General features: G+C 72.5%; 19 protein-coding genes. 12 read left to right on the forward strand and 7 right to left on the reverse strand.

Translation table 11 applies throughout. The features are described 5' to 3' along the window. Positions 1-43 precede the first annotated feature (43 nt). Entirely contained in the window at positions 44-826 is a 783-nt protein-coding gene (locus HET64_RS02395; RefSeq protein WP_215101684.1) for a hypothetical protein, read from the reverse strand. Positions 827-999: 173 nt separating this feature from the next. Beyond that, positions 1,000-2,751: a PucR family transcriptional regulator ligand-binding domain-containing protein gene (locus HET64_RS02400; RefSeq protein ID WP_215101723.1), complete on the reverse strand. Its 1,752-nt coding sequence runs from the start codon at positions 2,749-2,751 to the stop codon at positions 1,000-1,002. Between the two features lie 336 nt (positions 2,752-3,087). On the opposite strand from HET64_RS02400, the gene HET64_RS02405 reads away from it, so the two are divergent. The 7 genes from HET64_RS02405 to HET64_RS02435 all read left to right on the forward strand — a co-directional run bounded on the left by HET64_RS02405 (position 3,088) and on the right by HET64_RS02435 (position 14,582). Then, complete coding sequence (locus HET64_RS02405; RefSeq protein WP_215101686.1) at positions 3,088-3,978, forward strand: xanthine dehydrogenase family protein subunit M; 891 nt, start codon at positions 3,088-3,090, stop codon at positions 3,976-3,978. A gap of 2 nt (positions 3,979-3,980) precedes the next feature. Next, entirely contained in the window at positions 3,981-4,580 is a 600-nt protein-coding gene (locus HET64_RS02410) for a (2Fe-2S)-binding protein (RefSeq protein WP_215101688.1), read from the forward strand. Next, complete coding sequence (locus HET64_RS02415) at positions 4,577-6,994, forward strand: xanthine dehydrogenase family protein molybdopterin-binding subunit (RefSeq protein ID WP_215101690.1); 2,418 nt, start codon at positions 4,577-4,579, stop codon at positions 6,992-6,994. Before HET64_RS02410 ends, HET64_RS02415 begins: the two co-directional genes overlap by 4 nt. 334 nt (positions 6,995-7,328) lie before the next feature. Next, on the forward strand, positions 7,329-8,786 hold the full coding sequence (locus HET64_RS02420) for an NCS2 family permease (RefSeq protein ID WP_215101692.1): 1,458 nt from the start codon (positions 7,329-7,331) through the stop codon (positions 8,784-8,786). 35 nt (positions 8,787-8,821) lie between these two features. After that, a complete protein-coding gene (locus HET64_RS02425) occupies positions 8,822-9,964 on the forward strand; it encodes an XdhC family protein (protein WP_215101694.1) in 1,143 nt (380 codons plus the stop codon). 204 nt (positions 9,965-10,168) lie between these two features. Then, complete coding sequence (locus HET64_RS02430) at positions 10,169-13,828, forward strand: S8 family serine peptidase (protein ID WP_215101725.1); 3,660 nt, start codon at positions 10,169-10,171, stop codon at positions 13,826-13,828. An 82-nt stretch (positions 13,829-13,910) separates the two neighbouring features. After that, positions 13,911-14,582, forward strand: coding sequence for a hypothetical protein (locus HET64_RS02435; RefSeq protein ID WP_215101696.1), 672 nt, complete (start codon positions 13,911-13,913; stop codon positions 14,580-14,582). 42 nt (positions 14,583-14,624) lie between these two features. On the opposite strand, the gene HET64_RS02440 is transcribed toward HET64_RS02435, so the two are convergent. The 3 genes from HET64_RS02440 to HET64_RS02450 form a co-directional block, all read right to left on the reverse strand. After that, on the reverse strand, positions 14,625-14,996 hold the full coding sequence (locus HET64_RS02440; RefSeq protein ID WP_215101698.1) for a hypothetical protein: 372 nt from the start codon (positions 14,994-14,996) through the stop codon (positions 14,625-14,627). 83 nt (positions 14,997-15,079) lie between these two features. Next, the gene (locus HET64_RS02445) at positions 15,080-16,633 is read right to left on the reverse strand and encodes an N-acetylmuramoyl-L-alanine amidase (protein ID WP_215101700.1); all 1,554 of its coding nucleotides are present in this window, start codon (positions 16,631-16,633) and stop codon (positions 15,080-15,082) included. A gap of 248 nt (positions 16,634-16,881) precedes the next feature. Further along, positions 16,882-17,613, reverse strand: coding sequence for a nitroreductase family protein (locus HET64_RS02450; protein WP_215101702.1), 732 nt, complete (start codon positions 17,611-17,613; stop codon positions 16,882-16,884). Between the two features lie 120 nt (positions 17,614-17,733). Here HET64_RS02450 and HET64_RS02455 point away from each other — a divergent pair, with 120 nt between their 5' ends. Beyond that, positions 17,734-17,901 (forward strand): hypothetical protein, encoded by a 168-nt coding sequence (locus tag HET64_RS02455; RefSeq protein ID WP_215101704.1) that lies wholly within the window; start codon positions 17,734-17,736, stop codon positions 17,899-17,901. 8 nt (positions 17,902-17,909) lie between these two features. After that, on the forward strand, positions 17,910-18,278 hold the full coding sequence (locus HET64_RS02460) for a hypothetical protein (RefSeq protein ID WP_215101706.1): 369 nt from the start codon (positions 17,910-17,912) through the stop codon (positions 18,276-18,278). A gap of 51 nt (positions 18,279-18,329) precedes the next feature. On the opposite strand, the gene HET64_RS02465 is transcribed toward HET64_RS02460, so the two are convergent. Further along, on the reverse strand, positions 18,330-18,776 hold the full coding sequence (locus tag HET64_RS02465) for a nitroreductase family deazaflavin-dependent oxidoreductase (protein ID WP_215101708.1): 447 nt from the start codon (positions 18,774-18,776) through the stop codon (positions 18,330-18,332). Between the two features lie 247 nt (positions 18,777-19,023). On the opposite strand from HET64_RS02465, the gene HET64_RS02470 reads away from it, so the two are divergent. The 3 genes from HET64_RS02470 to HET64_RS02480 are packed head-to-tail and all read left to right on the forward strand — an operon-like array spanning position 19,024 to position 21,450. Then, complete coding sequence (locus tag HET64_RS02470; RefSeq protein ID WP_003965385.1) at positions 19,024-19,257, forward strand: acyl carrier protein; 234 nt, start codon at positions 19,024-19,026, stop codon at positions 19,255-19,257. Continuing rightward, on the forward strand, positions 19,254-20,519 hold the full coding sequence (locus tag HET64_RS02475; RefSeq protein WP_215101709.1) for a beta-ketoacyl synthase: 1,266 nt from the start codon (positions 19,254-19,256) through the stop codon (positions 20,517-20,519). Before HET64_RS02470 ends, HET64_RS02475 begins: the two co-directional genes overlap by 4 nt. A 22-nt stretch (positions 20,520-20,541) precedes the next feature. Next, positions 20,542-21,450, forward strand: coding sequence for an alpha/beta fold hydrolase (locus tag HET64_RS02480; RefSeq protein WP_215101711.1), 909 nt, complete (start codon positions 20,542-20,544; stop codon positions 21,448-21,450). A gap of 63 nt (positions 21,451-21,513) precedes the next feature. On the opposite strand, the gene HET64_RS02485 is transcribed toward HET64_RS02480, so the two are convergent. Continuing rightward, positions 21,514-23,922, reverse strand: coding sequence for an endonuclease/exonuclease/phosphatase family protein (locus tag HET64_RS02485; RefSeq protein ID WP_215101713.1), 2,409 nt, complete (start codon positions 23,920-23,922; stop codon positions 21,514-21,516). Positions 23,923-24,482 lie beyond the last annotated feature (560 nt).

Here is a 24,482-nt window from a genome sequence, read left to right on the forward strand (position 1 = left end):
GGGGCGGTGCCCGCGGCGCCCGGGGGCCGCGGACGCCCCTGCCTCAGCTCGCCTCGGCGGTGCGCGGGGCCGGGGGGCCCAGGTGGGGGGCCAGCCAGGTGGGCACTCCGCCCAGCAGCCGGAACAGCCGGCCCGCCTCGGCGCGCAGCCGCGCCGCCTCCGGCTCCTCCTCCGTCTCCGCGAGGGAGATCAGCGCCGGGGCCGTACCGACCAGGAACCCGAGCTCCTCCCGGATCCGCAGCGACTCCGCGAAGCCGTGCCGGGCCTCGGCCAGCTCCCCCTCGCGCAGCGCGAGCGCCGCCAGATGCCGCCAGGTGGACGAGAGGAGCAACTCGTCGCCCCGGTTCGCCGCACCGGCGTGCGCCCGGCGGAACGCGGCGCGCGCCGACTGCGGCGACTCCGCGATGTTCTGGGCGATCAGCCCGCGCCGGAAGTCCAGCAGCGGCCGGGCCGGGGACGCGGGCGCCAGCAGCGCCGCCGACCGGCTCAGCGCCACGCTCGCCTCGTCGGCCCGGTCCCGTACCGCCAGGAGGGTCGAGGCGTACGCCAGATGGCCCCGCTCGGAGGCGGCGGACCCGCGCTCGTCGTCGCTGCGGGCGATGGCCTCCGCCGTGCGCAGGGCGTCCTCGGCGTCGGTCCAGCCCTGTCCGGTGTACAGACACCTCTCGGTCAGCAGCGCGGTGCGCTGGAGAGCGGCGGCCGGATCGGTGCTCGCGTCGTGCTCCAGCAGTGCGGCCGCGTCCGTCCAGCAGGCGCGTGAGCGCAGCCGCCATACCGCGGTCTGGAGCGGAGGATCGTCATCTGCTGTCGTTCCGGAACCAGACATGGCGGTATGCGCCACATTGCCCTCCCCGAGCGCGCCATTGTGCTGTTGGGTACGGCGCATCTCAGCACGGATTGGCACGCCGGGCCAAGGGGTCCGGGCAATGTCAGGTGAAAGATTTCACAATCGGCCGGAGCGCGACGGGGCCCCGCCGGGCCCCGTGCGCGGCCGGAAGATCAGCTCATGCGCAGGGCGAGGAAGAAGTCGAGCTTGTCCTCCAGGCGCGAAAGGTCACGCCCCGTCAACTGCTCGATCCGTCCGACGCGATAGCGCAACGTGTTGACGTGCAGGTGCAGCCGGGCGGCGCAGCGGGTCCAGGACCCGTCGCAGTCCAGGAAGGCCTCCAGCGTCTCGATCAGCTCCGCCCGGTGGCGACGGTCGTAGTCGCGCAGCGGGTCCAGCAACCGGGCGGTGAAGGCGCGCCGGACGTCGTCGGGGACGAACGGCAGCAGCAGCACGTGCGAGGCCAGTTCGTGGTGACCGGCCGCGCAGACCCGCCCCGGACGGGCCGCGGCCACCCGGCGGGCGTGCCGGGCCTCCTCCAGCGCGCCGCGCAGCCCTTCGGCGGAATGCACGGCCGCGCTGACACCCAGTGTCAGCCGGCCGTCGTCGGCGAGTCCCGCGGAGAGCGGTTCGCGCACCGAGGCGAGCAGCGCGTCGGCGTGCAGTCCGGGATCCGCGTCGAGGGCGTCGGCGTCCTCGACGCCCGCCCGCGCGGCATCGCCCGGAGCGCCCTCCCCGGACTCCGCGGCCACGGTGGTGAGCGTGGGCAGCGGCACCAGGGCGATGGCCTCCTCGCCCGTGTGGGCGACGGCGATCCGGTCGGCCGAGTCGGGGCCGCTGACCGCCGGGTCGACGAGGATCTCCTCCAGCAGCGCCTGCGCCGTCGGACCGCTCGCGATGTCGCCCGCGGTGGCCGCCTGGCCCGCGCCGCTCCAGTCGACCCTGGCCACCACGACCTGCCACTGCGGGGCCACGCCGAGGCCGGGCAGCAGGACCGGTGCGGCGACCCGCAGCCTGGCCGCGATCTCGGCGGGGGCGGCACCCGCCTGGACCAGTTCCAGGACCTCCTGGGCGAGCCTGCGGCGTACCGTACGGGCCGCGTCGCGGCGGTCGCGCTCGACCGCGATCAGCTGGGTGACGCCCTGGAGCAGGTCGAGCCGGGCGGCGGGCCAGTCCCCGGCGTCGGCCTCGACCGCCAGCAGCCAGTCGGAGAGCACCGATTCCCGTACATCGCGGGCGGCCGGCGCCGCGCCCCGGCCGGTGTTCCGGATCGGGAAGAGCGAATACGTCGTGCCGGCGACCGCGGCCCGGTGCGGACCCCGGCGGCCGGTACGGGTCGCGGCCAGGTGGTGCCCGGCCAGCGCCGCGCCCAGCGGTCCGGGCAGCGGGGTGCCCGCCCCGGCGATCTGGCGGCCGGTGGGGGAGAGGACCCAGGCCCGTAGGTCCAGGTCGGAGGTGAGGAGGTCCAGGACCACCTCGGGACCGCCGCCCGCCGGGCCCGAGGTCATCAGCCGCCGGTGCCGGTCCACCACGGCTGCCAGGTCGCCCGCCCGCTCACCGGAGACCTGACGGACGACGTACTCGGTGATCGTCGCGAAAGCAACGGTCTCGTTCACGGCGAAGAGCGGGAGGCGGTGCTGCCGGCACGCCTCGACCAGATCGCCGGGGATGTCGCCGAGCTCCGCCTCGCCGGCCGCGAGACCGGCCACCCCGGCGCCCGCCAGGATCCGGACGAACGGCTCGGAGTCCGCCGCGTCCCGGCGCCAGGCGAGGCCCGTGAGCACCAGCTCCCCGCCGGAGAGGTAGCGGCTGGGATCGCGCAGGTCGGTCGTCATGACGCCGCGGACCGAGCGGTCCAGCTCGTCCTCGCCGCCGAGCAGCCGCAGGCCCAGCGCGTCGGTCTCCAGCAGTGCGCGCAGCCGCATCTCGTCGCCGCCGATCTTTCCGTAGGGGAGCAGGTGAAGTTCGTGAAGGAGCAGGTGGGGGTGGAAGTGGGTGAAGGAGGTCGTGGGGTGGGGGAGCCGTGAGGGATACGGGTATCTGTTGATTGCGGCGAGGTTACTGATTCCCGCCATTCGTTCGAATCTACAAGACGAGGACGGACACCAGCCAACTCCTTCAGTGTTTCGGTGACTGCACCGGTAGGAGCAGGGCTTGTGTACTGGGCCACACACCACGTGAACACCATATGAACGAGCCAGTCGAGGGCCGGCCGTCCCCAGCCCCAGCGAACGACCCGATTGAGAAGAAGAGAGCCACTCATGGACTTCCTTCGCCCCGCCAGCTGGGAGGAGGCGCTCGCCGCCAAGGCCGAGCACCCCACCGCTGTGCCCATCGCGGGCGGCACCGATGTGATGGTCGAGATCAACTTCGACCACCGGCGGCCCGAGTACCTCCTGGACCTGAACCGCATCGGTGAGCTGTCCGAGTGGGAGGTGGGCCAGGAGAGCGTGCGGCTCGGCGCCTCCGTGCCGTACAGCAGCATCATGGAGCACCTGCGCACCGAGCTGCCCGGCCTGGCGCTCGCCTCGCACACCGTCGCCTCCCCGCAGATCCGCAACCGCGGCGGTGTCGGCGGCAACCTCGGCACCGCGTCGCCGGCCGGTGACGCCCACCCGGCCCTGCTCGCGGCCGACTGCGAGGTCGAGGCCGAATCCGTACGCGGAACGCGGCTGATTCCCATCGACGCTTTCTACACAGGGGTCAAGCGCAACGCCCTGGCGCCGGACGAGCTGATCCGCGCCGTGCACATCAGGAAGGCCGACGGACCCCAGCAGTACTCCAAGGTCGGCACCCGCAACGCCATGGTCATCGCCGTCTGCGCGTTCGGTATCGCCCTGCACCCCGAGACCCGCACCGTGCGCACCGGCATCGGCTCCGCCGCCCCGACCCCGGTGCGGGCCAAGGAGGCCGAGGAGTTCCTGAACGCCGCGCTCGACGAGGGCGGGTTCTGGGAGAACGGCAAGATCATCACCCCCGCGATCGCCAAGCAGTTCGCCGCCCTCGCGTCCGGCGCCTGCAACCCGATCGACGACGTGCGCGGCACGGCGAAGTACCGCAGGCACGCGGTCGGCATCATGGCCCGCCGCACGCTCGGCTGGACCTGGGAGCAGTACCGCGGCGCGGGCCGCACGCTGGAAGGAGCTGCGTAACCATGCGAGTCAATTTCACGGTCAACGGCCGTCAGCAGGAAGCCGACGACGTGTGGGAGGGGGAGTCCCTCCTGTACGTCCTGCGTGAGCGCATGGGCCTGCCCGGCTCCAAGAACGCCTGCGAGCAGGGCGAGTGCGGATCCTGCACCGTCCGCCTCGACGGCGTCCCGGTCTGCGCGTGCCTCGTCGCCGCCGGCCAGGTCCAGGACCGCGAGGTCGTCACCGTCGAGGGCCTGGCCGACTACGCCAAGCACCGCGAGGACGCCCACCCCGGTGGCGGCTGCGCCTCCGGCGCCTGCGGCACCACTCTGGACGCCGCCAAGCGCTGGCAGTCCAAGCCCACCGACGGCCAGACCGGCGAGGCCGTCGAACTCTCCCCGATCCAGCAGGCGTTCATCGACGCCGGAGCCGTCCAGTGCGGCTTCTGCACCCCCGGCCTGCTGGTCGCGGCCGACGAACTGCTGGAGAACACCCCCTCGCCGTCCGACCAGGACATCCGTGAGGCGCTCTCCGGCAACCTGTGCCGCTGCACGGGTTACGAGAAGATCCTCGACGCGGTCCGCCTCGCGGCCGCCCGTCAGGAAGAGGCGGTCCAGTCATGACGACGCCCCCCAAGGCCCAGACCGTTCCGGCCGGCACACCCACCAAGATCACCCAGGGTTCGCCCACCAAGGGCGGCATCGGCGAGTCCACGCTCCGCCCCGACGGCACCCTCAAGGTCACCGGCGAGTTCGCGTACTCCTCCGACATGTGGCACGAGGACATGCTGTGGGGCCAGACGCTGCGCTCCACCGTCGCGCACGCCGAGATCGTCTCCATCGACACCTCCGAGGCGCTGGCCACGTCCGGCGTCTACGCCGTGATGACCTACGACGACCTGCCCGCCGCGATGAAGAACTACGGCCTGGAGATCCAGGACACCCCGGTTCTCGCCCACGGCAAGGTCCGTCACCACGGTGAGCCGGTCGCCATCGTGGCCGCCGACCACCCGGAGACCGCGCGCCGCGCCGCCGCCAAGATCAAGATCGAGTACCGCGAGCTGCCTCTCGTCACCGACGAGGCCTCGGCGACCGCTCCCGACGCCGTACTCGTCCACGAGGGCCGCGACGACCACCACATCGGTCACGTCCCGCACCCCAACATCGTGCACCGCCAGCCGATCATCCGCGGCGACGCCGACGAGGCGGCCAAGCGGGCCGACGTCATCGTCACGGGCGATTACACCTTCGGCATGCAGGACCAGGCCTTCCTCGGCCCCGAGTCCGGCCTCGCGGTGCCCTCCGAGGACGGCGGCGTCGAGCTGTACGTCGCCACCCAGTGGCTGCACTCGGACCTCGGCCAGATCGCCCCCGTCCTCGGCCTGCCCGAGGAGAAGGTCCGCATGACGCTCTCCGGCGTCGGCGGTGCCTTCGGCGGCCGCGAGGACATCTCGATGCAGATCCACGCCTGTCTGCTGGCGCTCCGCACCGGCAAGCCCGTCAAGATCGTCTACAACCGGTTCGAGTCCTTCTTCGGACACGTCCACCGGCACCCGGCGAAGCTCCACTACGAGCACGGCGCCACCAAGGACGGCAAGCTCACGCACATGAAGTGCCGCATCGTCCTGGACGGCGGGGCCTACGCCTCCGCCTCCCCGGCGGTCGTCGGCAACGCCTCCTCGCTCTCCGTCGGCCCGTACGTCATCGAGGACGTCGACATCGAGGCGGTCGCGCTCTACACCAACAACCCGCCCTGTGGTGCGATGCGCGGCTTCGGCGCGGTCCAGGCGTGCTTCGCCTACGAGGCGCAGATGGACAAGCTCGCCGCCAAGCTGGACATGGACCCGGTGGAGTTCCGGCAGCTCAACGCCATGGAACAGGGCACCCTGCTGCCCACCGGACAGCCCTGCGACTCGCCGGCCCCGGTCGCCGAACTGCTGCGCCGGGTCAAGTCCCGGCCGCTGCCGCCCGAGCAGCAGTGGCTGGCGGCGGGCAGCGAGGGCACCTCCGTGGACGTCCGCGCGCTGCCCGGCGGGCTCTCCAACACCACCCACGGCGAAGGCGTCGTGCGGGGTGTCGGCTACGCGGTCGGCCTGAAGAACGTCGGCTTCTCCGAAGGCTTCGACGACTACTCCACCGCCCGGGTCCGGATGGAGGTCATCAACGGCGAACCGGTCGCGACCGTGCACACCGCGATGGCCGAGGTCGGCCAGGGCGGCGTCACCGTCCACGCCCAGATCGCCCGTACCGAACTCGGCGTCAACCAGGTCACCATCCACCCCGCCGACACCCGGGTCGGCTCCGCCGGATCCACCTCCGCCTCCCGCCAGACGTACGTCACCGGCGGCGCGGTCAAGAACTCCTGCGAAGCCGTACGGGAGAAGGTCCTGGAGCTGGGCCGCACCAAGTTCGGCACCTACCACCCGGCCTGGGCCACCGCCGAACTCCTCCTGGAGGGCGGCAAGGTCGTCACCGACGGCGGCGAGGTGCTGGCCGATCTCGCCGACGTCCTGGAGGACGAGGCGATCGACGTCGAGCTGGAGTGGCGCCACCGGCCCACCGAGGCGTTCGACCTGCGCACCGGACAGGGCAACGGCCACGTCCAGTACTCCTTCGCCGCGCACCGCGCGGTCGTCGAGGTCGACACCGAACTGGGCCTGGTCAAGGTCATCGAACTGGCCTGCGCCCAGGACGTCGGCAAGGCGCTCAACCCGCTCTCCGTCCTCGGCCAGATCCAGGGCGGCACCCTCCAGGGCATGGGCGTCGCCGTGATGGAGGAGATCATCGTCGACCCGAAGACCGCGAAGGTACGCAACCCGTCCTTCACGGACTACCTCCTGCCCACCATCCTCGACACGCCGACCATCCCCGTCGACGTGCTCGAACTCGCCGACGAGAACGCCCCGTACGGGCTCCGCGGCATCGGCGAGGCCCCCACCCTGTCGTCCACCCCGGCCGTCCTCGCGGCGATCCGGAACGCGACGGGTCTTGAGCTCAACAGGACACCGGTGCGGCCCGAACACCTCACCAGCACCTGAGAGACCTGCCGGGCGGCCTCCCACCGGTCGTCGCCCGGCAGCCTCCGAGCGGTCCCCCTCCGAACTCTCCGGGCGGTGCGCGGCGCCGAGAACGTCACACTTTTCCGCACCGCACCGCCCGGAGGCACCAAGTACCGCACCGCTCGCGGTTCTTCACCGCCGTGCCCGACAGCACGGCAGCGCCTCACGGATCATCCGTGCCGCCGGCACATCCGTTCTGCCTCAACAGTCCGTCCCGGCCGTCCCCGGGTCGTGCAGCCGACGCAGTCATCCCAAATCCCGCATTCAGGAATCTCCACGCGGGTGCCCCTGTGAACCTTGGGAGTCAGGCATCATGACCCAGCAGTCAGTGGAACCGAAGACCAGTCCGGAAGGCGCGGGCCCCGGCTCGCGCGTCCCCGCCGGAAGATCATGGCTCGACCGGTACTTCCACATATCCGAACGAGGATCCACGGTCGCGCGCGAGCTGCGCGGCGGCGTCACGACCTTCATGGCCATGGCGTACATCCTTCTGCTCAACCCGCTGATCCTGGGCGGGGAGGACGTCAACGGCAACCTCCTCAGCCAGCCCGGCCTGATCACCGCGACCGCCTTCGCGGCGGCCGCGACGACCCTGCTCATGGGCTTCGTCGGCAAGGTGCCCCTGGCGCTCGCCGCCGGGCTCAGCGTCTCCGGCGTGCTCGCCTCGCAGGTCGCGCCCAACATGACCTGGCCACAGGCCATGGGCATGTGCGTGATCTACGGTGTGGTGATCTGCCTCCTGGTGGTCACCGGCCTCCGCGAGATGATCATGAACGCGATCCCGCTCGCGCTCAAGCACGGCATCACCATGGGCATCGGGCTCTTCATCGCCCTCATCGGCCTCTACAAGGCCGGATTCGTCCACCAGGGCGAGGCGACCCCGGTATCGCTCGGCCCGGCCGGTGAACTCGCCGGCTGGCCCGTCCTGATCTTCTGCGTGACGCTTCTGCTCATCTTCATGCTCCAGGCGCGCAACATCCCCGGCGCGATCCTGATCGGCATCGCCGTCGGCACCGTGGTCGCGATCGTCATCAACGCGATCGTCGACATCGACCCCAAGACGTGGAGCAGCGGCCCGCCGGAGCTGGAGGGCAGCGCGGTCTCCGCCCCCGACTTCTCGCTCTTCGGGAACGTGGAGTTCGGCGGCTGGGGAGACGTCGGTGTGATGACGGTCGGCATGATCGTCTTCACCCTGGTGCTGGCCGGCTTCTTCGACGCGATGGCCACCATCATCGGCGTCGGCACCGAGGCCAAGCTGGCCGACGAGAAGGGCCGCATGCCGGGTCTGTCCAAGGCGCTGTTCATCGACGGCGCCGGCGGCGTCATCGGCGGTGTCGCCTCGGGCTCCGGCCAGACGGTCTTCGTGGAGTCGGCCACCGGCGTCGGCGAAGGGGCCCGGACCGGCCTCGCCTCCGCCGTCACCGGCCTCTTCTTCGCCGCCTGCCTCTTCTTCACCCCGCTCACCGCGATCGTGCCGACCGAGGTGGCCTCCGCCGCCCTCGTCGTCATCGGCGCGATGATGATGCAGAACGCCCGGCACGTGGACTGGAGCGACCGCTCGGTCGCCATCCCGGTCTTCCTGACCGTGGTCCTGATGCCCTTCACGTACACCATCACCACCGGTGTCGCCGCGGGTGTCATCGCGTACAGCGCCATCAAGCTCGCCCAGGGCCGGGCCCGCGAGGTCGGGGCCTTCATGTGGGGGCTGACGGTGATCTTCATCGTCTTCTTCGCCCTCAACCCGATCGAGAGCTGGCTGGGCGTCCACTGACGCCCGGGCCCCCTTCCCGCATAAGGAGATACGCCATGCTGGACATCGCCGAAGAGCTGCACCGGTGGGTCTCGCAGGGACGCGAGTTCGCCGTCGCCACCGTCGTGGCGGTCGGCGGCAGCGCGCCCCGGCAGCCAGGTGCCGCCCTCGCCGTCGACCGCGACGGCACGGCCATCGGTTCGGTGTCCGGCGGATGCGTGGAGGGGGCCGTCTACGCACTGTGCCAACAGGCCCTGGAGGACGGGAAATCCGTCCGCGAGCGCTTCGGCTACAGCGACGAGGACGCCTTCGCGGTCGGTCTGACCTGCGGCGGCGTCATCGACATCCTGGTGACACCGGTACGCAACGACGACCCCGCCCGCCCGGTGTTCGCCGCCGCGCTCGCGGCCGCCGCGGAGGGGACGGCGGCCGCGCTGGCGCGGGTCACGGACGGACCCGGGGAACTGCTCGGACTCCCGCTCCTGGTCCGCGCCGACGGCAGTCACGAGGGCGGGCTCGGCGGCCACCCGGCGCTCGACCGGACCGCCGCCGCCGAGGCCCGCGCACTGCTGGACGCGGGCCGCACCGGCCCGCTCGCCATCGGCGCGGAGGGCTCCCGCTGCGGCCGGCCCATCGAGTTGCTGGTCGAGTCCAGCGTTCCGCCGCCCCGCATGATCGTGTTCGGCGCCATCGACTTCGCCGCCGCGCTGGTCCGCGCCGGGAAGTTCCTCGGCTACCGGGTCACCGTCTGTGACGCCCGCCCGGTCTTCGCCACCGCGGCACGCTTCCCCGAGGCCGACGAGATCGTCGTCGACTGGCCCCACCGCTACCTCGCCACCACCGCGACCGACGCGCGCACCGTGCTCTGCGTCCTCACCCACGACGCCAAGTTCGACATCCCGCTGCTGGAGGCCGCCCTGCGCCTCCCGGTCGCCTACGTCGGCGCGATGGGCTCCCGCCGCACCCACCTGGACCGCGACGACCGGCTGCGCGCGGTCGGCCTCACCGACCGCGAACTGGCCCGGCTGCACTCGCCGATCGGCCTCGACCTCGGCGCCCGTACGCCGGAGGAGACGGCCCTGTCCATCGCCGCCGAGATCGTCGCGGTCCGGCGCGGCGGCAGCGGCGTACCGCTCACCGGGGCCCATACCTCCATCCATCACGACAGCAGCGGACAGCCGCTCGCCTCGGTGGCCTGAACCGCCCGTCAACACCCCGTCCACCCCGGGCGGGTTACCGCCACGGCGGTTTCCCGCCCGTCGGATACGCAGCGGTCGCCCCGGATTTACCGGTAGATCAGCTGCATGACTTCTTCCCCCTCCTCCGTTCCCGGCCGGGCGAGATCCGCTCGCCCAGGACGCAGCGCCCTGCTCCTGGCGACCTCGGCGGCCCTGCTGGGCGGCATGCTGGTCCCCTTCGCGGGCACCGCCGGCGCCGCCCCCGCACCCCGCGACGGGACCCCCGGCTCCGACGTACGCACCGAGAGCCACACCGTCACCCTGATCACCGGTGACGTCGTGCGCTACGTGGACGGTCCCGGAGACCAGGACACCGTCACCGTGGACCGCCCCGACGGCGCAGACGGCGGCGTCCGCATCCAGCAGGCGGGCGAGGACGTGTACGTCCTGCCCGACGAGGCCACCACGCTGATCGCGTCCGGCGCCCTGGACCGGCGGCTGTTCAACGTCTCGGCCCTGGTACGGATGGGATACGACGACGAGGGCACCGGCTCCGTCCCGCTCATCGCCACCTACCCGCCCGCCCGCGCCAAGGCCCTGCCCGCCGCGCCGCGCGGCGCGAAGAAGGTCCGCACCCTGGCATCCGTCAACGGGGCCGCCCTCACGGCCGACAAGGACGACGCGCGGACGTTCTGGAGCGCCATCACCCGTCACGAGAAGGCCCGTTCACTCGACGGCGGGATCGCGAAGCTCTGGCTGGACGGCCGCTCCCAGGCGCTGCTGACCGAGTCGGTGCCGCAGGTGGGCGCCCCGCAGGCGTGGGCCGACGGCTTCGACGGCAAGGGCGCCAAGGTGGCCGTCCTGGACACCGGCATCGACGCCGACCACCCGGACGTCAAGGACCGCGTCGTCGGCGCCCGCAGCTTCATCCCGGGCGAGGAGGTCGACGACAAGAACGGACACGGCACGCACGTCGCCTCCACCATCGCCGGATCCGGCGCCGCCTCCGACGGCGCCAACAAGGGCGTCGCCCCGGCCGCCGACCTGCTCGTCGGCAAGGTCCTCAGCGACGAGGGCTCCGGCGCGGACTCCGGGATCATCGAGGCCATGGAGTGGGCCAAGGCCGAAGGCGCCGACGTCGTCTCCATGAGCCTCGGCTCCCCGGTGCCCGACGACGGCACCGACCCGATGTCCCAGGCCGTCAACTCACTCTCGGCGGACGGCGGCCCGCTCTTCGTGATCGCCGCCGGCAACGCGTACGGGGCGGGCACCATCGGCTCGCCCGGCTCCGCGGAGCAGGCGCTCACCATCGCCGCCGTCGACAAGCAGGACCGCCGCGCGAACTTCTCCTCCATGGGACCGCTGGTCCGCTCCCACGGCCTGAAGCCCGACCTGTCGGCCCCCGGCGTCGGCATCAACGCCGCGGCCTCGCAGTCGATCCCCGGCATCGAGGGCATGTACCAGGCGATGTCCGGCACCTCGATGGCCACGCCCCATGTCGCGGGCGCTGCGGCCATCCTGAAGCAGCGTCACCCCGACTGGTCCGGTCAGCGCATCAAGGAAGCGCTGATGACCTCGTCCAAGAAGCTCGACGCGTACACCCCGTACGAGCAGGGCACCGGCCGGCTCGACGTGAAGGCGGCGATCGACACGACGATCGAGGCCACCGGCTCGGTCCGGGTCGCCTCCTACGACTGGCCGCACAGCCCGTCCGACCCGGTCGCCGAGCGCACCATCACCTACCGCAACTCGGGCGACGCGGACGTCACGCTGAACCTGGCCACCGACACGGACGCGGCGGCGTACACCCTCTCCACCGACACGCTGACCGTCCCGGCCGGCGGCACCGCCGAGGCGGTCCTGTCACTGGACCCGGCGAAGGCCGCCAACGACACCACCTTCTCCGGCCAGGTCGTCGCCACCGACGCGGCGGGCACGACGGTCGCGCACACCGGCTTCGCGCTCACCAAGGAGAGGGAGCTGCACGACCTGACCCTGAAGCTCCGCGACCGGTCGGGCAAGCCGATGGACGGCCTCGTCGTCCTCGCCGAGCTGGGCGACACGCAGCTCGGTCTCGTCCAAGTCAGCGGCGGCGAGACCACCCTGCGCCTGCCGCCCGGCAACTACACCGCCTGGGCCTCCGTGGACATCGAGGGCGACCGCCCCGACTCCCGGGCCGTCGCGTTCCTCGCGGCCCCCGAGACGATCCTGACCGGCGCCACCACGCTCACCCTCGACGCCTCCAAGGCCCGCAAGGTCAGCGTGCGCACCCCCAAGGAGACCGAGACCCGCCAGCTCCGTTACGACATGGCGCGTACCGCCCCGGACGGCACCGTCCAGCGCGACGCCTTCCAGATACCGCTGACGTACGACCAGTTGTGGGCGAGCCCCACCAAGAAGGTCACGCAGGGCAGCTTCAGCTTCCTGACCCGCTGGCGACAGGGCGAGGAGCTGATCGACGTCGAGGCCGACGGCCGTGACGTGCCGGTCTTCGTCCAAGGCGGCGCGGCGGTCGCCGAGGACAGCCGGCGAAAGCTGAACGCGGTGTACGCGGGCAAGGGCACGCCGGCGGACTACCGGGGGGTGAACGCGCGCGGCAAGGCGGTCGTCATCACCCGCAGCGCCGACGTCGCTCCCGCCGAACGCCTCGCGGCGGCGCTGGCGGCCGGGGCCGAGGCCCTGTTCGTCGTCAACGACGAGCGCGGCGTGGCGATGGAGAGTTACACCCCGTACGGCGAGGAGACCACCATCCCCGTCGCCTCCGTCCAGGCGTCCGCCGGCGAGAGCCTGATCAGGGCGGCGCAGCGCGGCAAGAAGGTCCAGGTCGACCAGAAGAAGTTCGCGGACTACCTGTACGACCTGGTGGACCGCCACGACGGCACGATCCCGGACCGCTCGCTGGCGTTCGCCCCCTCGACCCGTCAGCTGGCGAAGGTGGAGAACACCTTCTACGGCCACAAGAAGACGCTCGGCGGCGGCTACCGCTACGACATCCCGGACTACGGGCCCGGCCTGGGCTTCGAGGAGTACGAGCAGTTCCCGGACGTCCGCACGGAGTGGGTCAACCCGCTGCCGGGCGACTCCTTCTGGTACGAGAACCACGCGGTCCTCGGCGCGGAGCAGTCCGGCACGGCGCACGAGATGCGCAGCGCCGAGCTGGACTACCGGGCGGGCAAGGACTACCGCGCCGAGTGGTTCGCCCCGGTGGTCCGCCCCCGTCTCGGCACCGGGTACTGGGGTCCGTTCCGCACGGTCCACAACGACGTCCAGTTCAACATCACTCCGTGGACGGACGCGGGCGCGGGCCACTCCGGCTCGATGCCCGAGAACGAGTACGACACCACCTCCTACGCCGTCTACCAGGGTGACAAGCAGCTGAAGAAGGGCGCGGGCAGGGCCGGATACGTCTGGGACCTCCCCGCGGAGAAGCTCCCGTACCGCCTGGTCATCGACTCGGAGCGGGACGCGGAGACCTGGAAGACGTCGACGCGCACCCACTCCGAGTGGGGCTTCGTCTCCGGCGCGCTGGACGAGGGCGGCCCGCAGCAGGCCGACATCCCGATGCTCCAGCTGGACTACGCCGTCGACACCGACCTGGCGGGCGACGTCCGGGCCGGCCGCTCGACGGAGATCGGCCTCTCCTCCACCACCCAGGAGTGGCTGCCGGGCGCGGTGAAGGCGGACAAGGCCTCGCTGTCGGTCAGTTACGACGACGGCAAGCACTGGTCGAAGGTGGACCTCCGGAAGAAGAAGACCGGCGAGTGGACCGCCACGTTCCGCACCCCGTCGAAGGGCGCGACCTCGGTCTCGCTCAAGGCGCACGCGGAGGGCCCCGGCGGGCTCGTCGTCGACCAGGAGATCATCCGGGCCTTCGGCCTGAAGTGACCTGACGCACGTGGTCCCGCACCCCCCGAGGGGGTGCGGGACCACGTGCGTCGGCCGTCGGCCGGTGCGGTTGGATGAGTCCATGAGCGTTCACGACGTGGCCCGCAGGCTGCCGGGCATATCCGCCCTCACCGATCTCTGCCGTTCCCTGGCGATGCTCGACGCGATCCTGTGTCCCGAGTGGGACCACCGCTGGCACAGCTACGACGCGCAGTGGTCGCCGACGGAGGCGATGGCCTCGATGCGGGACGGTTCGGGCGGGGAGTACTCCGTGGTCTTCTCCGCCGACGGCGTGTACGCGCGCGGCTTCGACCACGAGTCGCCGATGAGTCCGTACGTGGACGACGGCCCCTGGCCCGGGGTGCTCGACGAGGTGCCCGCCGTCTTCCGCCGCTACGTCGACGAGCCGCGCTTCACCGACGAGTTCGGCATGCCCGTCGTCACCGCCTGCTTCTGGCGCGCGAGCGACGACGACCGCTGGCGTGCGGGCGCCATCGAGTTCCCGGAGGACGGTGAGGACTCCGACGGGGCCGACTGGCTCTTCCAGCTCCTCGTCACGGGCACCCCCGAGTCCTACCAGGAGTGGGCCGAGGATTGTTTCGAGGTCTCCGTCGACCTCGAAGCCGTACGCCACGTCTACGCGCTGCGACCGCTGACCGACGAGGTGATCGCCGCCCTCGCCCCCGAGCGGATCTCCGCCGAACTGGCCGAGGACGTCAAGGAGATCGGGTATCCGGTCGGCACGGGGGAGTAGTCGCCCGGGACACCGGGCGCCCGCGTGCCGGTGGCGCCGCGGTCAGTCCGCCTCCGGGGTCGCCGGGTCGCGGCGGGCCAGTGCCTCGGCCACCGGCAGACCGGTCCGGGCCGCCACGGCCAGCCGGGCCCGGACCTCCGCGCGCCTCCGGGGCCGGAAGCGCGGCCGTTTGCCGCAGCCGCACGGCTCCAGCCCCTCGTAGCGCAGACCCGCCCCCAGGACGGCCGCGACCGCACTCCAGGCCGCGGTGTCACGGCGCGGCGGGGGCGCGAAGTCGTGTCCGGCGCAGACGAGGGCGCCGCCGCAGTTCGGGCAGGGCTGCTCCCGGCCGCCCGAGGGATGCCGCTTGAAGCTGACGCGGCAGGGAACGCAGGCGAAGTGGAGCTTGTAGTGGACCGTCGCGTAGAAGCACACACGACGACGGTACCGGGCCCGGTCGCGGCCCGGCAGGCCCGGGCGGGCCCTCCGGATCAGGGGAGTGTCCGCCCGGGCGCCGCTCACTTCCCGCTCTGCAGGGCCTCCCACGTGGCCGGGCCCACCCGGCCGTCGACCGAGAGCTTCCGGCTGGTCTGGTAGCTGCGTACCGCCGTCTCCGTGGCCGGGCCGAAACTGCCGTCCACGCCGACGGTGGTGCCGAGCGCCGCCGTCAGCGACCGCTGGAGCCGCTTCACCGCGTCGCCCGACGCGCCTTTCGCCAGCGCCGGGGTCGTCCCGGCCGACAGCAGGGCCGTCCAGGTCTTCGGGCCGACCGTTCCGTCGGCCTCCAGCGTGCGGGCCCGCTGGAACGCCTGCACCGCGCCCTTGGTGGCGGGCCCGAAGCTGCCGTCCGCCGCGCCCGCCTGGTGACCCTGGGCGTTGAGCAGCGTCTGCACGGCCTTGACCTGCGGGCCGGTGGAGCCGGACTGCTGGGTCGTGTACGTGGGGAAGGTCAGCCCGTCGCCGCCGCTGCCCGGGTCGCCGCCGATCAGCTCCATGTAGTGGTTCCAGTCCCAGTTGGGGCCGGGGTCCGTGTGGTCGGCGCCGGGCGCCTCGCTGTGGCCGATGATGTGCGACCGGTTCTTCGGGATGCCGTACCGCGCCGCGAGGTGCTTCGTGAGCGCGGCCGAGGACTGGTACATCGCTTCCGTGTACCAGGCAGGGTTGTCGACATAGCCCTCGTGCTCGATCCCGACGGACGAGGAGTTGGTGCCGCCGGCGTGCCAGGCGGTGTCCTTCTCCAGGACCGACTGGGTGACCTCACCGTCCGAGGAGCGGATCGTGTAGTGCGCGCTGACCTCCGAGGCCGGGTTCTGGTACCAGCTGATGGAACCGGCGTACGACCCCTGGGTGGTGTGGATGACCACCTTGTCGATGGCGGCCTTGCGGCCCACGACGAAGTTCCCGGAGTACGCGGGAACCCAGCGCGCCGAGGGGTAGTCCGGGCTCGCGGCGTAGACGTCGGACGCCGACACCGCGCGCTTGTCCGGGGCGACCGGCCGGGAGGGCACGAGCACCTCCTCGCCGCCGGGCGCCGTGGCGGACACGCCCTCGGCGAGGGACGTGAAGACCGCGTCCGCGTAGAGCGCTGCGGCCGGTCCCTCGGCGGCGCTGTAGCGGGCCACCGCCGGATACCAGGAGTTCACGTCCCGGCGCTCGGCGGCGTCCAGGCCCAGCGCGTCGGCGTGGTCGCGCAGCACGGCCGCGCCGCCGAGGATGTTGGCGGTCGTGTCGCGGCGCAGCCGGGCCGCGCTCTCGCCGGTCAGCTCGGCGGCCTTCTCCAGGGAGCGGTTGGCCGGATTGCTCGCCAGATGCATCACGCCGTAGCCGTTCGCCTGGCTGGGCGCGCCCGCGTGGCCGTCGAGACGGCTCTCGCCGTAGCCGACGGCGGCCAGCAGATCGCGCGGCACGCCGTACGCGTCCGCCGCTTCGGCGAACGCGCGGTTCATCGGGTCGGGCGTGTCCGCTCGTGGGGCGGCGGTCGCCGGGTGCCCGGTCGCGAGGAGGGCCGTGGCCGTGAGGGCCGCCACGGCACAGGCACGGGCCCGGGTTCGGGCGGCGGTGCGGAGGGGCATGAGGGCTCCTGCTCTGTGGGGTGGGCATGTGGGGGGAAGAGAAAAGCCCTCGGACCCGGGGTGGGCCAGAGGGACGCCGAGCACGGCCAGGCTATCGAGATGGGGTGAGCATGACAAAGAGTTGAAGAGGTGATTGTGCTGGCAACATCCTGCAAAATCAGGGGAGTTGGTCACCGCGCTAGCCCTGTCGGGTGATGTCGAGTGTCACCCGACAGGGGTGTCGGCGCGGGTTGACGCGGGGCCGGACGCTACCAGCGGTCGCGGTGGATGACATCCGCCACCGGGCGTCGCCGGACCGGGCCGAAGTTGCCCGCGGGCCACCCCACCGGCACGGCGGCGAACGTCGCCATGTCGTCCGGGATGCCCAGCTCCCGCTTCCACTCCTGCTCCAGCATCAGGTGCCAGATGGTGATGTTCGCCGCGAGCCCCAGCCCCCGGGCCGCGAGCAGCAGGTTCTGCACTCCCGGATAGACGCAGGAGCCCTCGGCCAGCGCCTGGAAACGCGTCTGCGTGTCCATCATGTGCTGCGTGCCCGCCGGGCCGAGCGCCCGCGCCGACGCGGCCAGGCCCTCCTCGTCCAGGCGCGGCTCCGGGAACCGGTAGCACGGCACGATCAGTACCGGGGTGTCGGCGAAGTGGTCGCGCTGATGCTCGATCGCCGCGACCATCCGGCCGTACGCCGCCTCGTCCATGCCCGCGGGGGCGTACTTCCCGGTCGTCGCCAGATACGCGTCGACGCACCGCTTCCACAGCGGGGCGAGCCGCGCCATCACCTGGCGGTCGGTCACCACCACGTACTCGTAACACTGCATGTTGCCGCCGCTGGGCCCCCAGACGGCGGCCTGTATCAGCTGCTCGACCGTCTCGTCCGGCACCGCGTCCGGCTTGAGGCGCCGCATGGCGCGCATGGTGGACATGGTGTCGAAGAGAGCGGGGCCGCCGAGGGCGGACGGGTCGGCCTGAACCGTTTTCATGGTCATGATCGCGGAGTTTAGGCAGGCTCCTTAACCGGTGTCTCCCCTTCCCGCGTGCGATGTCGCGGAGCTGACGGCGCCTCTCCTCGACAGGTGCGTCACGGGGCTGCGCCGCGGGGGAGCGGAATGAGGGCCGCGGGGGTCACGGCGGCCCGTCGGCTCGACGCGCTGCTGGTGGCCCCGGACGCCGAACGGGGCGAGCGGATCACCTGTTGCGCGGGGGCGCTCGCCGGCACGGTGTCCGCGACCGCCCTCGCCGTGCGCACCCGTACGCGTGGCCGGCCCCGGCCGTGATCGCCGTGGTGGCCTTCGATCTGTTCGGCGGCACGGTCGTCAACGCCACCCGGTCCGCCAAGCGCCGGTTCCACCGGCCGGGGCGCTCCCGGCTCCACCACTTCGCGTTCGTGGCCGCCCACGTCCAGCCGTTCGCCCTGGCCCTGCTCGTCCCCGGGTTCGGCTGGATCTCCGCCGGCGTCGTCCACGCCCTCACGCTCGCCGGGGCGGTATGCGTCCTGATCGCCCCCGCGGATCTCCGGCGACCGGTCGCCTTCGCCGTCTCCGCCCTGGCGATCACCGCCGCGACGACCTCGGTGGCCGTCCCCGGCGAGCCGGCCTGGTTCGCCCCCGTCCTGCTGATCAAGCTGCCGGCCCACCTGCTCCCGGAGCGGTGAACCCGGCGCTCGGCACGGACCGGCGCCCAGGGGGTGTCCGGCCCCGACGCCTCAGCGCCGCGTCAGCCGGACGACCGGGATGTCCCGCTCGGTGCCCGCCTGGTACTCCCCGTAGCGCGGGAACAGCTCCACCAGCCCCGGCCAGACCCGCGCCTTCTCCTCGGCCGGGAGCGTCGCCGCGACGGCCCCGAACCGCTCGGTGTTCACGCGGAGCTCGACCTCCGGGGTGGCCTGGAGGTTCAGGTACCACAGCGGCGGGCGGTCCGAGCCGCCGTTGGACGCCACGATCAGATAGTCCTCGCCGTCCCGCCCGTACATCAGAACCGTGCGCCGCACCGCCCCGCTGCGCCGGCCGACGTAGTCCATCAGCAGGCAGGGCACACCCAGCTGGGTGGTGCCCTTCGTGCCGCCGGAGGACTCGTACAGCTCGGCCTGCCGGGCGACCCAGTCGGCGGGGCTCAGCGCGACCTCCGCGTTGCCGTCCTGCTCGGCCGTCATGGTTTCTCCTTCTCTCGTGCCGTCCCGTACGGGCTGTGCCCCCATCCTGGCATCCACCCGAGACGCACCCGGGATTCGTACACCTGGACAGCCCTCCCACCGCACGGGGGAACGCGGACCGGGAACCCGCCCGGGAAGGCGTATAAAGGGTCCTTCCGGAGCAGCCGGCGTCCCCCGATGGCACCTCCCCCCACCTCCCCTCACAACGCGGCCGACGTCACCGCGTCACCGAGCCCAGGAGAGCCGAATGAGCACTTCGGAAGAGATCAGCACGCTGCTGGTGACGAAGTTCGGAACCGACCCCGGCGCCATCCGCCCCGATGTTCCCCTGCACCGGCTGCGGCTGGACTCCCTCGCGCTGGAGGAGCTGCGGCTGCTCATCGAGGACCGGCTGGACGTGGACCTGGAGGACGTCGCGCTCACCTCGCGCGACACCGTCGGCCGCCTCGTCGAGGCCGTCCACGGGAAGGTCTCCGCGTGAGCGCGGCCACCGCCAGGCCCTACCGGCGGGCGCCGCTCGCCCCGTTCGCCGCCGCCGTCACCGGTGTCGGTCTGGTCACCGCCGCCGGTACCGGAGCGGACGCCGCCTGGCACGGTGTCACCGAGGGCCTCGTGCCGTCCGCCGGCCCCCGGCCCGAACTCGACGGCCTGCCCTGCGACTTCTTCTACTCCGTCACCGACTGCGACCCGGGAGCGATCCTCGGGGTGGCCGCCCAGCGGCTGATGGACCGGTTCGCCCAGCTCGCCGTCGTCGCCGCCCGCGAGGCCGTCGCCGACGCCGGACTCGACCCGGCCCTCTGGGACGGCGGCCGCGTCGGCATCGTCATCGGCTCCGCCCACGGCGGGCTGCCCTTCTACGACGAGCAGCACGCCGCGCTCACCGGCCGCGGGCCCCGCCGGGTCTCCCCGAAGCTCGCCCCGCTCAGCGTAGTCAACGGCGCGGCCAGCAGCGTCAGCCTCGACCTCGGCGTCCACGGGCCCAGTCAGGCCGTCTCCACCGCCTGCTCCTCGGGCACCGTCGCCATCGGCACCGCCCACCAGATGCTCCGCTCCGGGGCCTGCGACATCGTCATCGCGGGCGGCGCGGAATCCACCTGCACCCGCCTCCTCATCGCCAGCGCATGCAGCCTCAAGGCCGTCTCCACCCGCCGCGAGGACCCCGCGAGCGCCTGCCGTCCCTTCGACACCCACCGGGACGGCTTCGTCGTCGGCGAGGGCGCCGGGCTGATCGTCCTGGAGCACCCGGACCACGCCCGCGCCCGGGGCGCCGCCGTCCGCGCCCATGTGAGCGGCTACGGCGCCTCCAGCGACGCCCACTCCGCCGTCGCCCCCGACCCCGAGGGCCTCGGCATCGAACGCGCCCTGCGTACCGCGCTCGCCGACGCCGGCCTCTCCCCGGCCGACGTCGGGCACGTCAACGCGCACGGCACCTCGACGCTCTCCAACGACCTGATCGAGGCGACGATGCTCCGCCGGGTCCTCGGCGACAGCGCCCTGGTGACCTCCACCAAGGCGATGACCGGCCACACCCTCGGTGCGGCGGGCGGCATCGAGACCGCGCTCACCGTGCTGGCCCTCCAGCGGCAACTGGTGCCGCCCACCGTCAATCTGGACGCCCCCGACCCGCGGATCCCGATCGACGTGGTCGCCAAGGAAGCCCGCGGCGCCTCCTTCGACTGCGCCGTCAAGACCTCGCTCGGCTTCGGCGGCCACAACGCGGCACTCGTCCTCACCAGGGCCTGAGCGGAAGGGAACGCAGGAGCACATGCCCGAGGAGATCATCCGGACCCTGTCGGTCGACGGAGTGCGCTACAGCTACCGCGTCCTGCCGGGCGCCCACCCCGGCGAGCCCCCGGCCACCGAACCGGCGCTCATTCTCGGCGGCGCGCTCCAGGGCATGTTCGGCTGGCCCCAGATGGACGACCACCTGGGGCCGGCGACCGACGTGGTCACCGCCGACCTGCCCGGTATGGGCGGCGCCGACCCGCTCCCGCCCGGCCCCAGCGCCGAGCTGCTGCGCCGGGCCGTGCTCGGCATCGCCGACGACATCGGCGCGCCCCGGCTGAACATCTTCGGCTTCTCCTACGGCACCGCCATCGCCTTCGGCTTCGCCCGCCGCCATCGGGAGCGGGTGGCACGCCTGGCCCTCGGCGGCGTCCCGGTCCACATCGACGCGGTCCAGGTCGCCTCCTGGGAGCGGGCCCGGCAGCAGCTGGCAGCCGGCGACCGCGAGGGATTCGCCGCGACGGCGGCCGACGCGCTGATGTGCCTCGACCCCGAACGGCACGTGCATCGCAGGGAGTTGGCCCGCCGCTATGTCCGCCGATCCTTCCTGCACGCGCTCACCCACTCGCCGCACGCGGCGGATTCGCTGTACCGGGCGCTGGCCGACCGGCCCGACTTCTCCGGCGGTCTCACCGGCGTACCGGCGCTGGTCTTCGCGGGCGAGCACGACACGGTGACGTCGCCCGCGCTGCAGCGGGAGTTCGCCGCGACGATCCAGGGCAGCCGGTTCCTGACGATCGGGGAGTCCGACCACTGGGTGGTCCTGGAGCGGGCCGACGAAGTGGCCGCACTGGTCTCCCGCTTCTTCACCGGGCGGGAGCCGGTGGCCGACGAGGCCGGCCCCGTCACCCTGCCGCGCCAGGCCGGCGCCCCGGCCGGGCGGACCTGAACGGGACCCCGGCGGGGCGGACCCGGGATCCGGTCCGCCCCACCGGGTCGGTGTCCCGGTACCTCAGTGCCAGAAACCGCCGACCTTGATCCGCACCACCTGCGGGTCGTGGTCGCTCGCCTGGTCGGCGAACTCGGCGTTGATGTGCACCACGTCGTAGTCGGGGCGCCTGATGCCGGGGCTGGTCAGGATGTGGTCCAGCGTCTGCGAGTTGCCGTCGAAGACATAGCTGTACCGCTCCGACGAGGGGAGTGTCGTGATCAGCGGCTTGAGCGCCCTGCCCTGGGTCAGCGCCTTCATCGTCGGGGAGAACTCGAAGTCGTTGAAGTCCCCGAGCGCGACGACCTTGGCGGACCTGTCCGCCTTCAGCAGCGCGGCGACGAAGGTGTTGACCTCGGCGGCCTGCTGGATCCGCTTCGTCTCCGAGGAGCGCGTCGGCTCCTGGTAGCGGCCGTGCAGCGGCTGGTCGCCGCCCTTGGACGCGAAGTGGTTGCCGATGACGAAGACCGGCTTGCCGCGGAAGACGAACTCGCCCACCAGCGGCTTGCGGCTGTCCGCCCACGCCGGGCTCGCCGGGTTGATCCGGCCCGGTGACGCGGAGAGCTCGACGCCCTTCCAGGTGTCGACGGCCCGCACCGGCGTGGTGGCGTCGCCGCCCGCGCGGTCGGTGAAGGAGACCCGCTTCGGGTTGAAGAGAAGGACGTTGCGGATGTTGCCGCCGGGCTCGCCGCCGTCCTTGTTGTTCTCGGGGGCGATGTAGCGCCAGGCGTAGCGCGGCCCGCCCTTCGCGACGATCGCGTCGGTGAAGCGCTTCAGCGTCGCCTCGGACCCCGTCGTGCCGTCGTTCACCGCGCCGTTGTCGTCCTGGATCTCCTCCAGCGAGACGATGTCGGGGGAGGACAGGCTGACCGCCACGCCCTCGGCCAGGGTGTCGAACTTCGCCTGGTCGTCGCCCGCGTCGAGGTTCTCCACGTTGTACGTGGCGACCGCCAACTCGTCCTTCTTCTGCTTGCGGGTCACCTCGCGCCGCAGCTTCTTGTCGACGACCGTGCCCAGCTCGGTGGCCTGTACGTTGTAGCCGCCGTAGCTCGCGTAGTCGAGCACGCCGGTGGTGCGGCCCTTCAGCACGTCCCCGACGTTCGCCGTCGGCACCGGCCGCGCCGGGTCCAGCGACATCACCTTGAGCCGCCCGGTGTTCTGGTCCTCGTACGAGGCGTAGAGCGTGCCGCCGCGCCGGGTCGGGTTCTCCCTCGGCTTCACGGTCACCCAGATCTCGTCGTACGCGGTCGTCGCCCCGGTCACCCGGGTGTCGGCGAACTCCACCCGGGAGCCCTCCAGCGCCTCGTACAGGTCCAGGGCGTACCGGGACGGGTTCAGGGGCAGCGCGTCGATCGCCCCGCCGTCCGCCGAGGGCACGTATCGGCCGGGCACCGAACGGGCGTCGAGGACGACCGGGGCGGGCAGTGCGTTGCCGGAGGACAGGACGGTGGTGCGGGGCGCGGTGATCTGGGTGAGGGACTGGGTGCCGGTGCCCGGGTAGTACTCGGCCACCTTGCCGCTGACCAGGACCGCGTCGCCGGCCTTCACGGCCGGTGCGGTGGATCCGGTGTAGACGAACAGGCCCTCGCCGGTGCGCGGGTCGCCGTCGGGGGCCGTGTCCTGGATCCAGAAGCCCCGCGAGCCGCCGGCCCGCACTCCGGTGACGACGCCCGGGACACCGGTCACCGCCTTCCCGTCGAGCGGGGAGACCCGGGTGGTGCCCTGGATGTCGTGGATCCGCACGTCGCCGGGCTCGGTGGGGCCGGGCTCCTCCGGCTCCTGCCCGCCGCCGGACGTCTCGCCCTTGGCGTTGACCGGCGTCGGGGCGCCCGCGGCGAGGTCGGCCGCGTTGTCGTCGGTGTCGGCGAGCGAGGCGGCCCGCGCGACGGACGCGGTGGCCGACGCGCCGGGGACCGGGCCGCCGCCCTCCCGGACGACCGCGGAACCGTAACCGACCAGGTCGACGATCCGGGTGTCCGCCGCACAGTCCGCCGCCGACTTGCAGGTGAGCGGGGCCGTCCCGGAGACCAGGGCCACGGTGCCGCTCCCCGCCGCCATGGCGACGGTGCCGGTGGTGTCGGCGGTGGGCAGCGCGACGGTTCCGCCGGTGCCCGCGGCCTGGGCGACCAGATAGCGGCCGCGGGGCGCGATCGAGCCGGACAGCTCGGAGACCTGCCACTGCGAGCCGGCCGACGGGCTGCCCGGCAGGTACTGGACGCTGAGGCCGCCGACCTCGAAGGGCGCGGAGCCGGCGTTGGCCAGCTCGACGAAGTCCCGGGTCAGCGTCGCGCCGGAGTTGCCCCCGCCGCCGTACACCTCGGAGATGACGGCGGTGGCCGACGGGGCCGCCTGGGCGGCGGGCAGTGCGGTCACCGCGAGAGCGACGGCGACGGCGCCGGTCAGCAGAACGGAGCCGGATCTGTGTATCTGCACGGGAGGTGCCCCCAACTGAACTGAGTAGTAGGGGCAAAAGCTATGCGCGTAGAACAGGGCGTGACAAGGCATCATCGGTTAATTCCCGGCGTCGTCGGGATGGAGGGCGGGCCTACGCGCCCCGCGGGGCTCGCCGGGCCTCCGCTTCGTACGCCCGCCGTGTGCCCGCCACACGCCTGTCACGTGCGGCAATGACGGGCAACACGCCCTGATGAGACGGCCGTCCACCATACGGTCAGCGGTTTGACCGGGTTCCGCCGTTCCGGCTACGTTGCGCGCCATGCAGCGTTCCGCACACCTGACGACGCGAGGTCATGTCGACCTGAAGCGCGTGTGCTCCGCGGCGTGTCACCGGGCCTGAACGCGACCTGCCCCGGCGCGACCGCCGCCGGAGCCCCTCCGCTGTGCGCATCCGGGGGACCGTTCCACGGGAGAAGCCGACCCCGCCCCGGCCCGGCGCCGGAGGGACCCCGGTACGAGGCTCCGTCCGGACGCCTTCCCGCACGGCCCGCTGCCATCGAGGACCTGTGCGGTCGAGACCGAGACGGCCGTTGTGCTTC

The sequence above is a fragment of the Streptomyces sp. McG3 genome, assembly GCF_018619185.1.
Lineage (GTDB): Bacteria > Actinomycetota > Actinomycetes > Streptomycetales > Streptomycetaceae > Streptomyces.

Bases quoted from the DNA above. Each gene is read 5' to 3' on its own strand.
- HET64_RS02480 (WP_215101711.1), top strand. From the start codon at position 20,542: ATGCCCGAGGAGATCATCCGGACCCTGTCGGTCGACGGAGTGCGCTAC.
- HET64_RS02420 (WP_215101692.1), top strand. From the start codon at position 7,329: ATGACCCAGCAGTCAGTGGAACCGAAGACCAGTCCGGAAGGCGCGGGC.
- HET64_RS02395 (WP_215101684.1), bottom strand. From the start codon at position 826: ATGTCTGGTTCCGGAACGACAGCAGATGACGATCCTCCGCTCCAGACC.
- HET64_RS02400 (WP_215101723.1), bottom strand. From the start codon at position 2,751: ATGCGGCTGCGCGCACTGCTGGAGACCGACGCGCTGGGCCTGCGGCTG.
- HET64_RS02470 (WP_003965385.1), top strand. From the start codon at position 19,024: ATGAGCACTTCGGAAGAGATCAGCACGCTGCTGGTGACGAAGTTCGGA.
- HET64_RS02445 (WP_215101700.1), bottom strand. From the start codon at position 16,633: ATGCCCCTCCGCACCGCCGCCCGAACCCGGGCCCGTGCCTGTGCCGTG.
- HET64_RS02410 (WP_215101688.1), top strand. From the start codon at position 3,981: ATGCGAGTCAATTTCACGGTCAACGGCCGTCAGCAGGAAGCCGACGAC.
- HET64_RS02435 (WP_215101696.1), top strand. From the start codon at position 13,911: ATGAGCGTTCACGACGTGGCCCGCAGGCTGCCGGGCATATCCGCCCTC.
- HET64_RS02455 (WP_215101704.1), top strand. From the start codon at position 17,734: ATGAGGGCCGCGGGGGTCACGGCGGCCCGTCGGCTCGACGCGCTGCTG.
- HET64_RS02405 (WP_215101686.1), top strand. From the start codon at position 3,088: ATGGACTTCCTTCGCCCCGCCAGCTGGGAGGAGGCGCTCGCCGCCAAG.
- HET64_RS02430 (WP_215101725.1), top strand. From the start codon at position 10,169: ATGCTGGTCCCCTTCGCGGGCACCGCCGGCGCCGCCCCCGCACCCCGC.
- HET64_RS02465 (WP_215101708.1), bottom strand. From the start codon at position 18,776: ATGACGGCCGAGCAGGACGGCAACGCGGAGGTCGCGCTGAGCCCCGCC.
- HET64_RS02450 (WP_215101702.1), bottom strand. From the start codon at position 17,613: ATGACCATGAAAACGGTTCAGGCCGACCCGTCCGCCCTCGGCGGCCCC.
- HET64_RS02415 (WP_215101690.1), top strand. From the start codon at position 4,577: ATGACGACGCCCCCCAAGGCCCAGACCGTTCCGGCCGGCACACCCACC.
- HET64_RS02425 (WP_215101694.1), top strand. From the start codon at position 8,822: ATGCTGGACATCGCCGAAGAGCTGCACCGGTGGGTCTCGCAGGGACGC.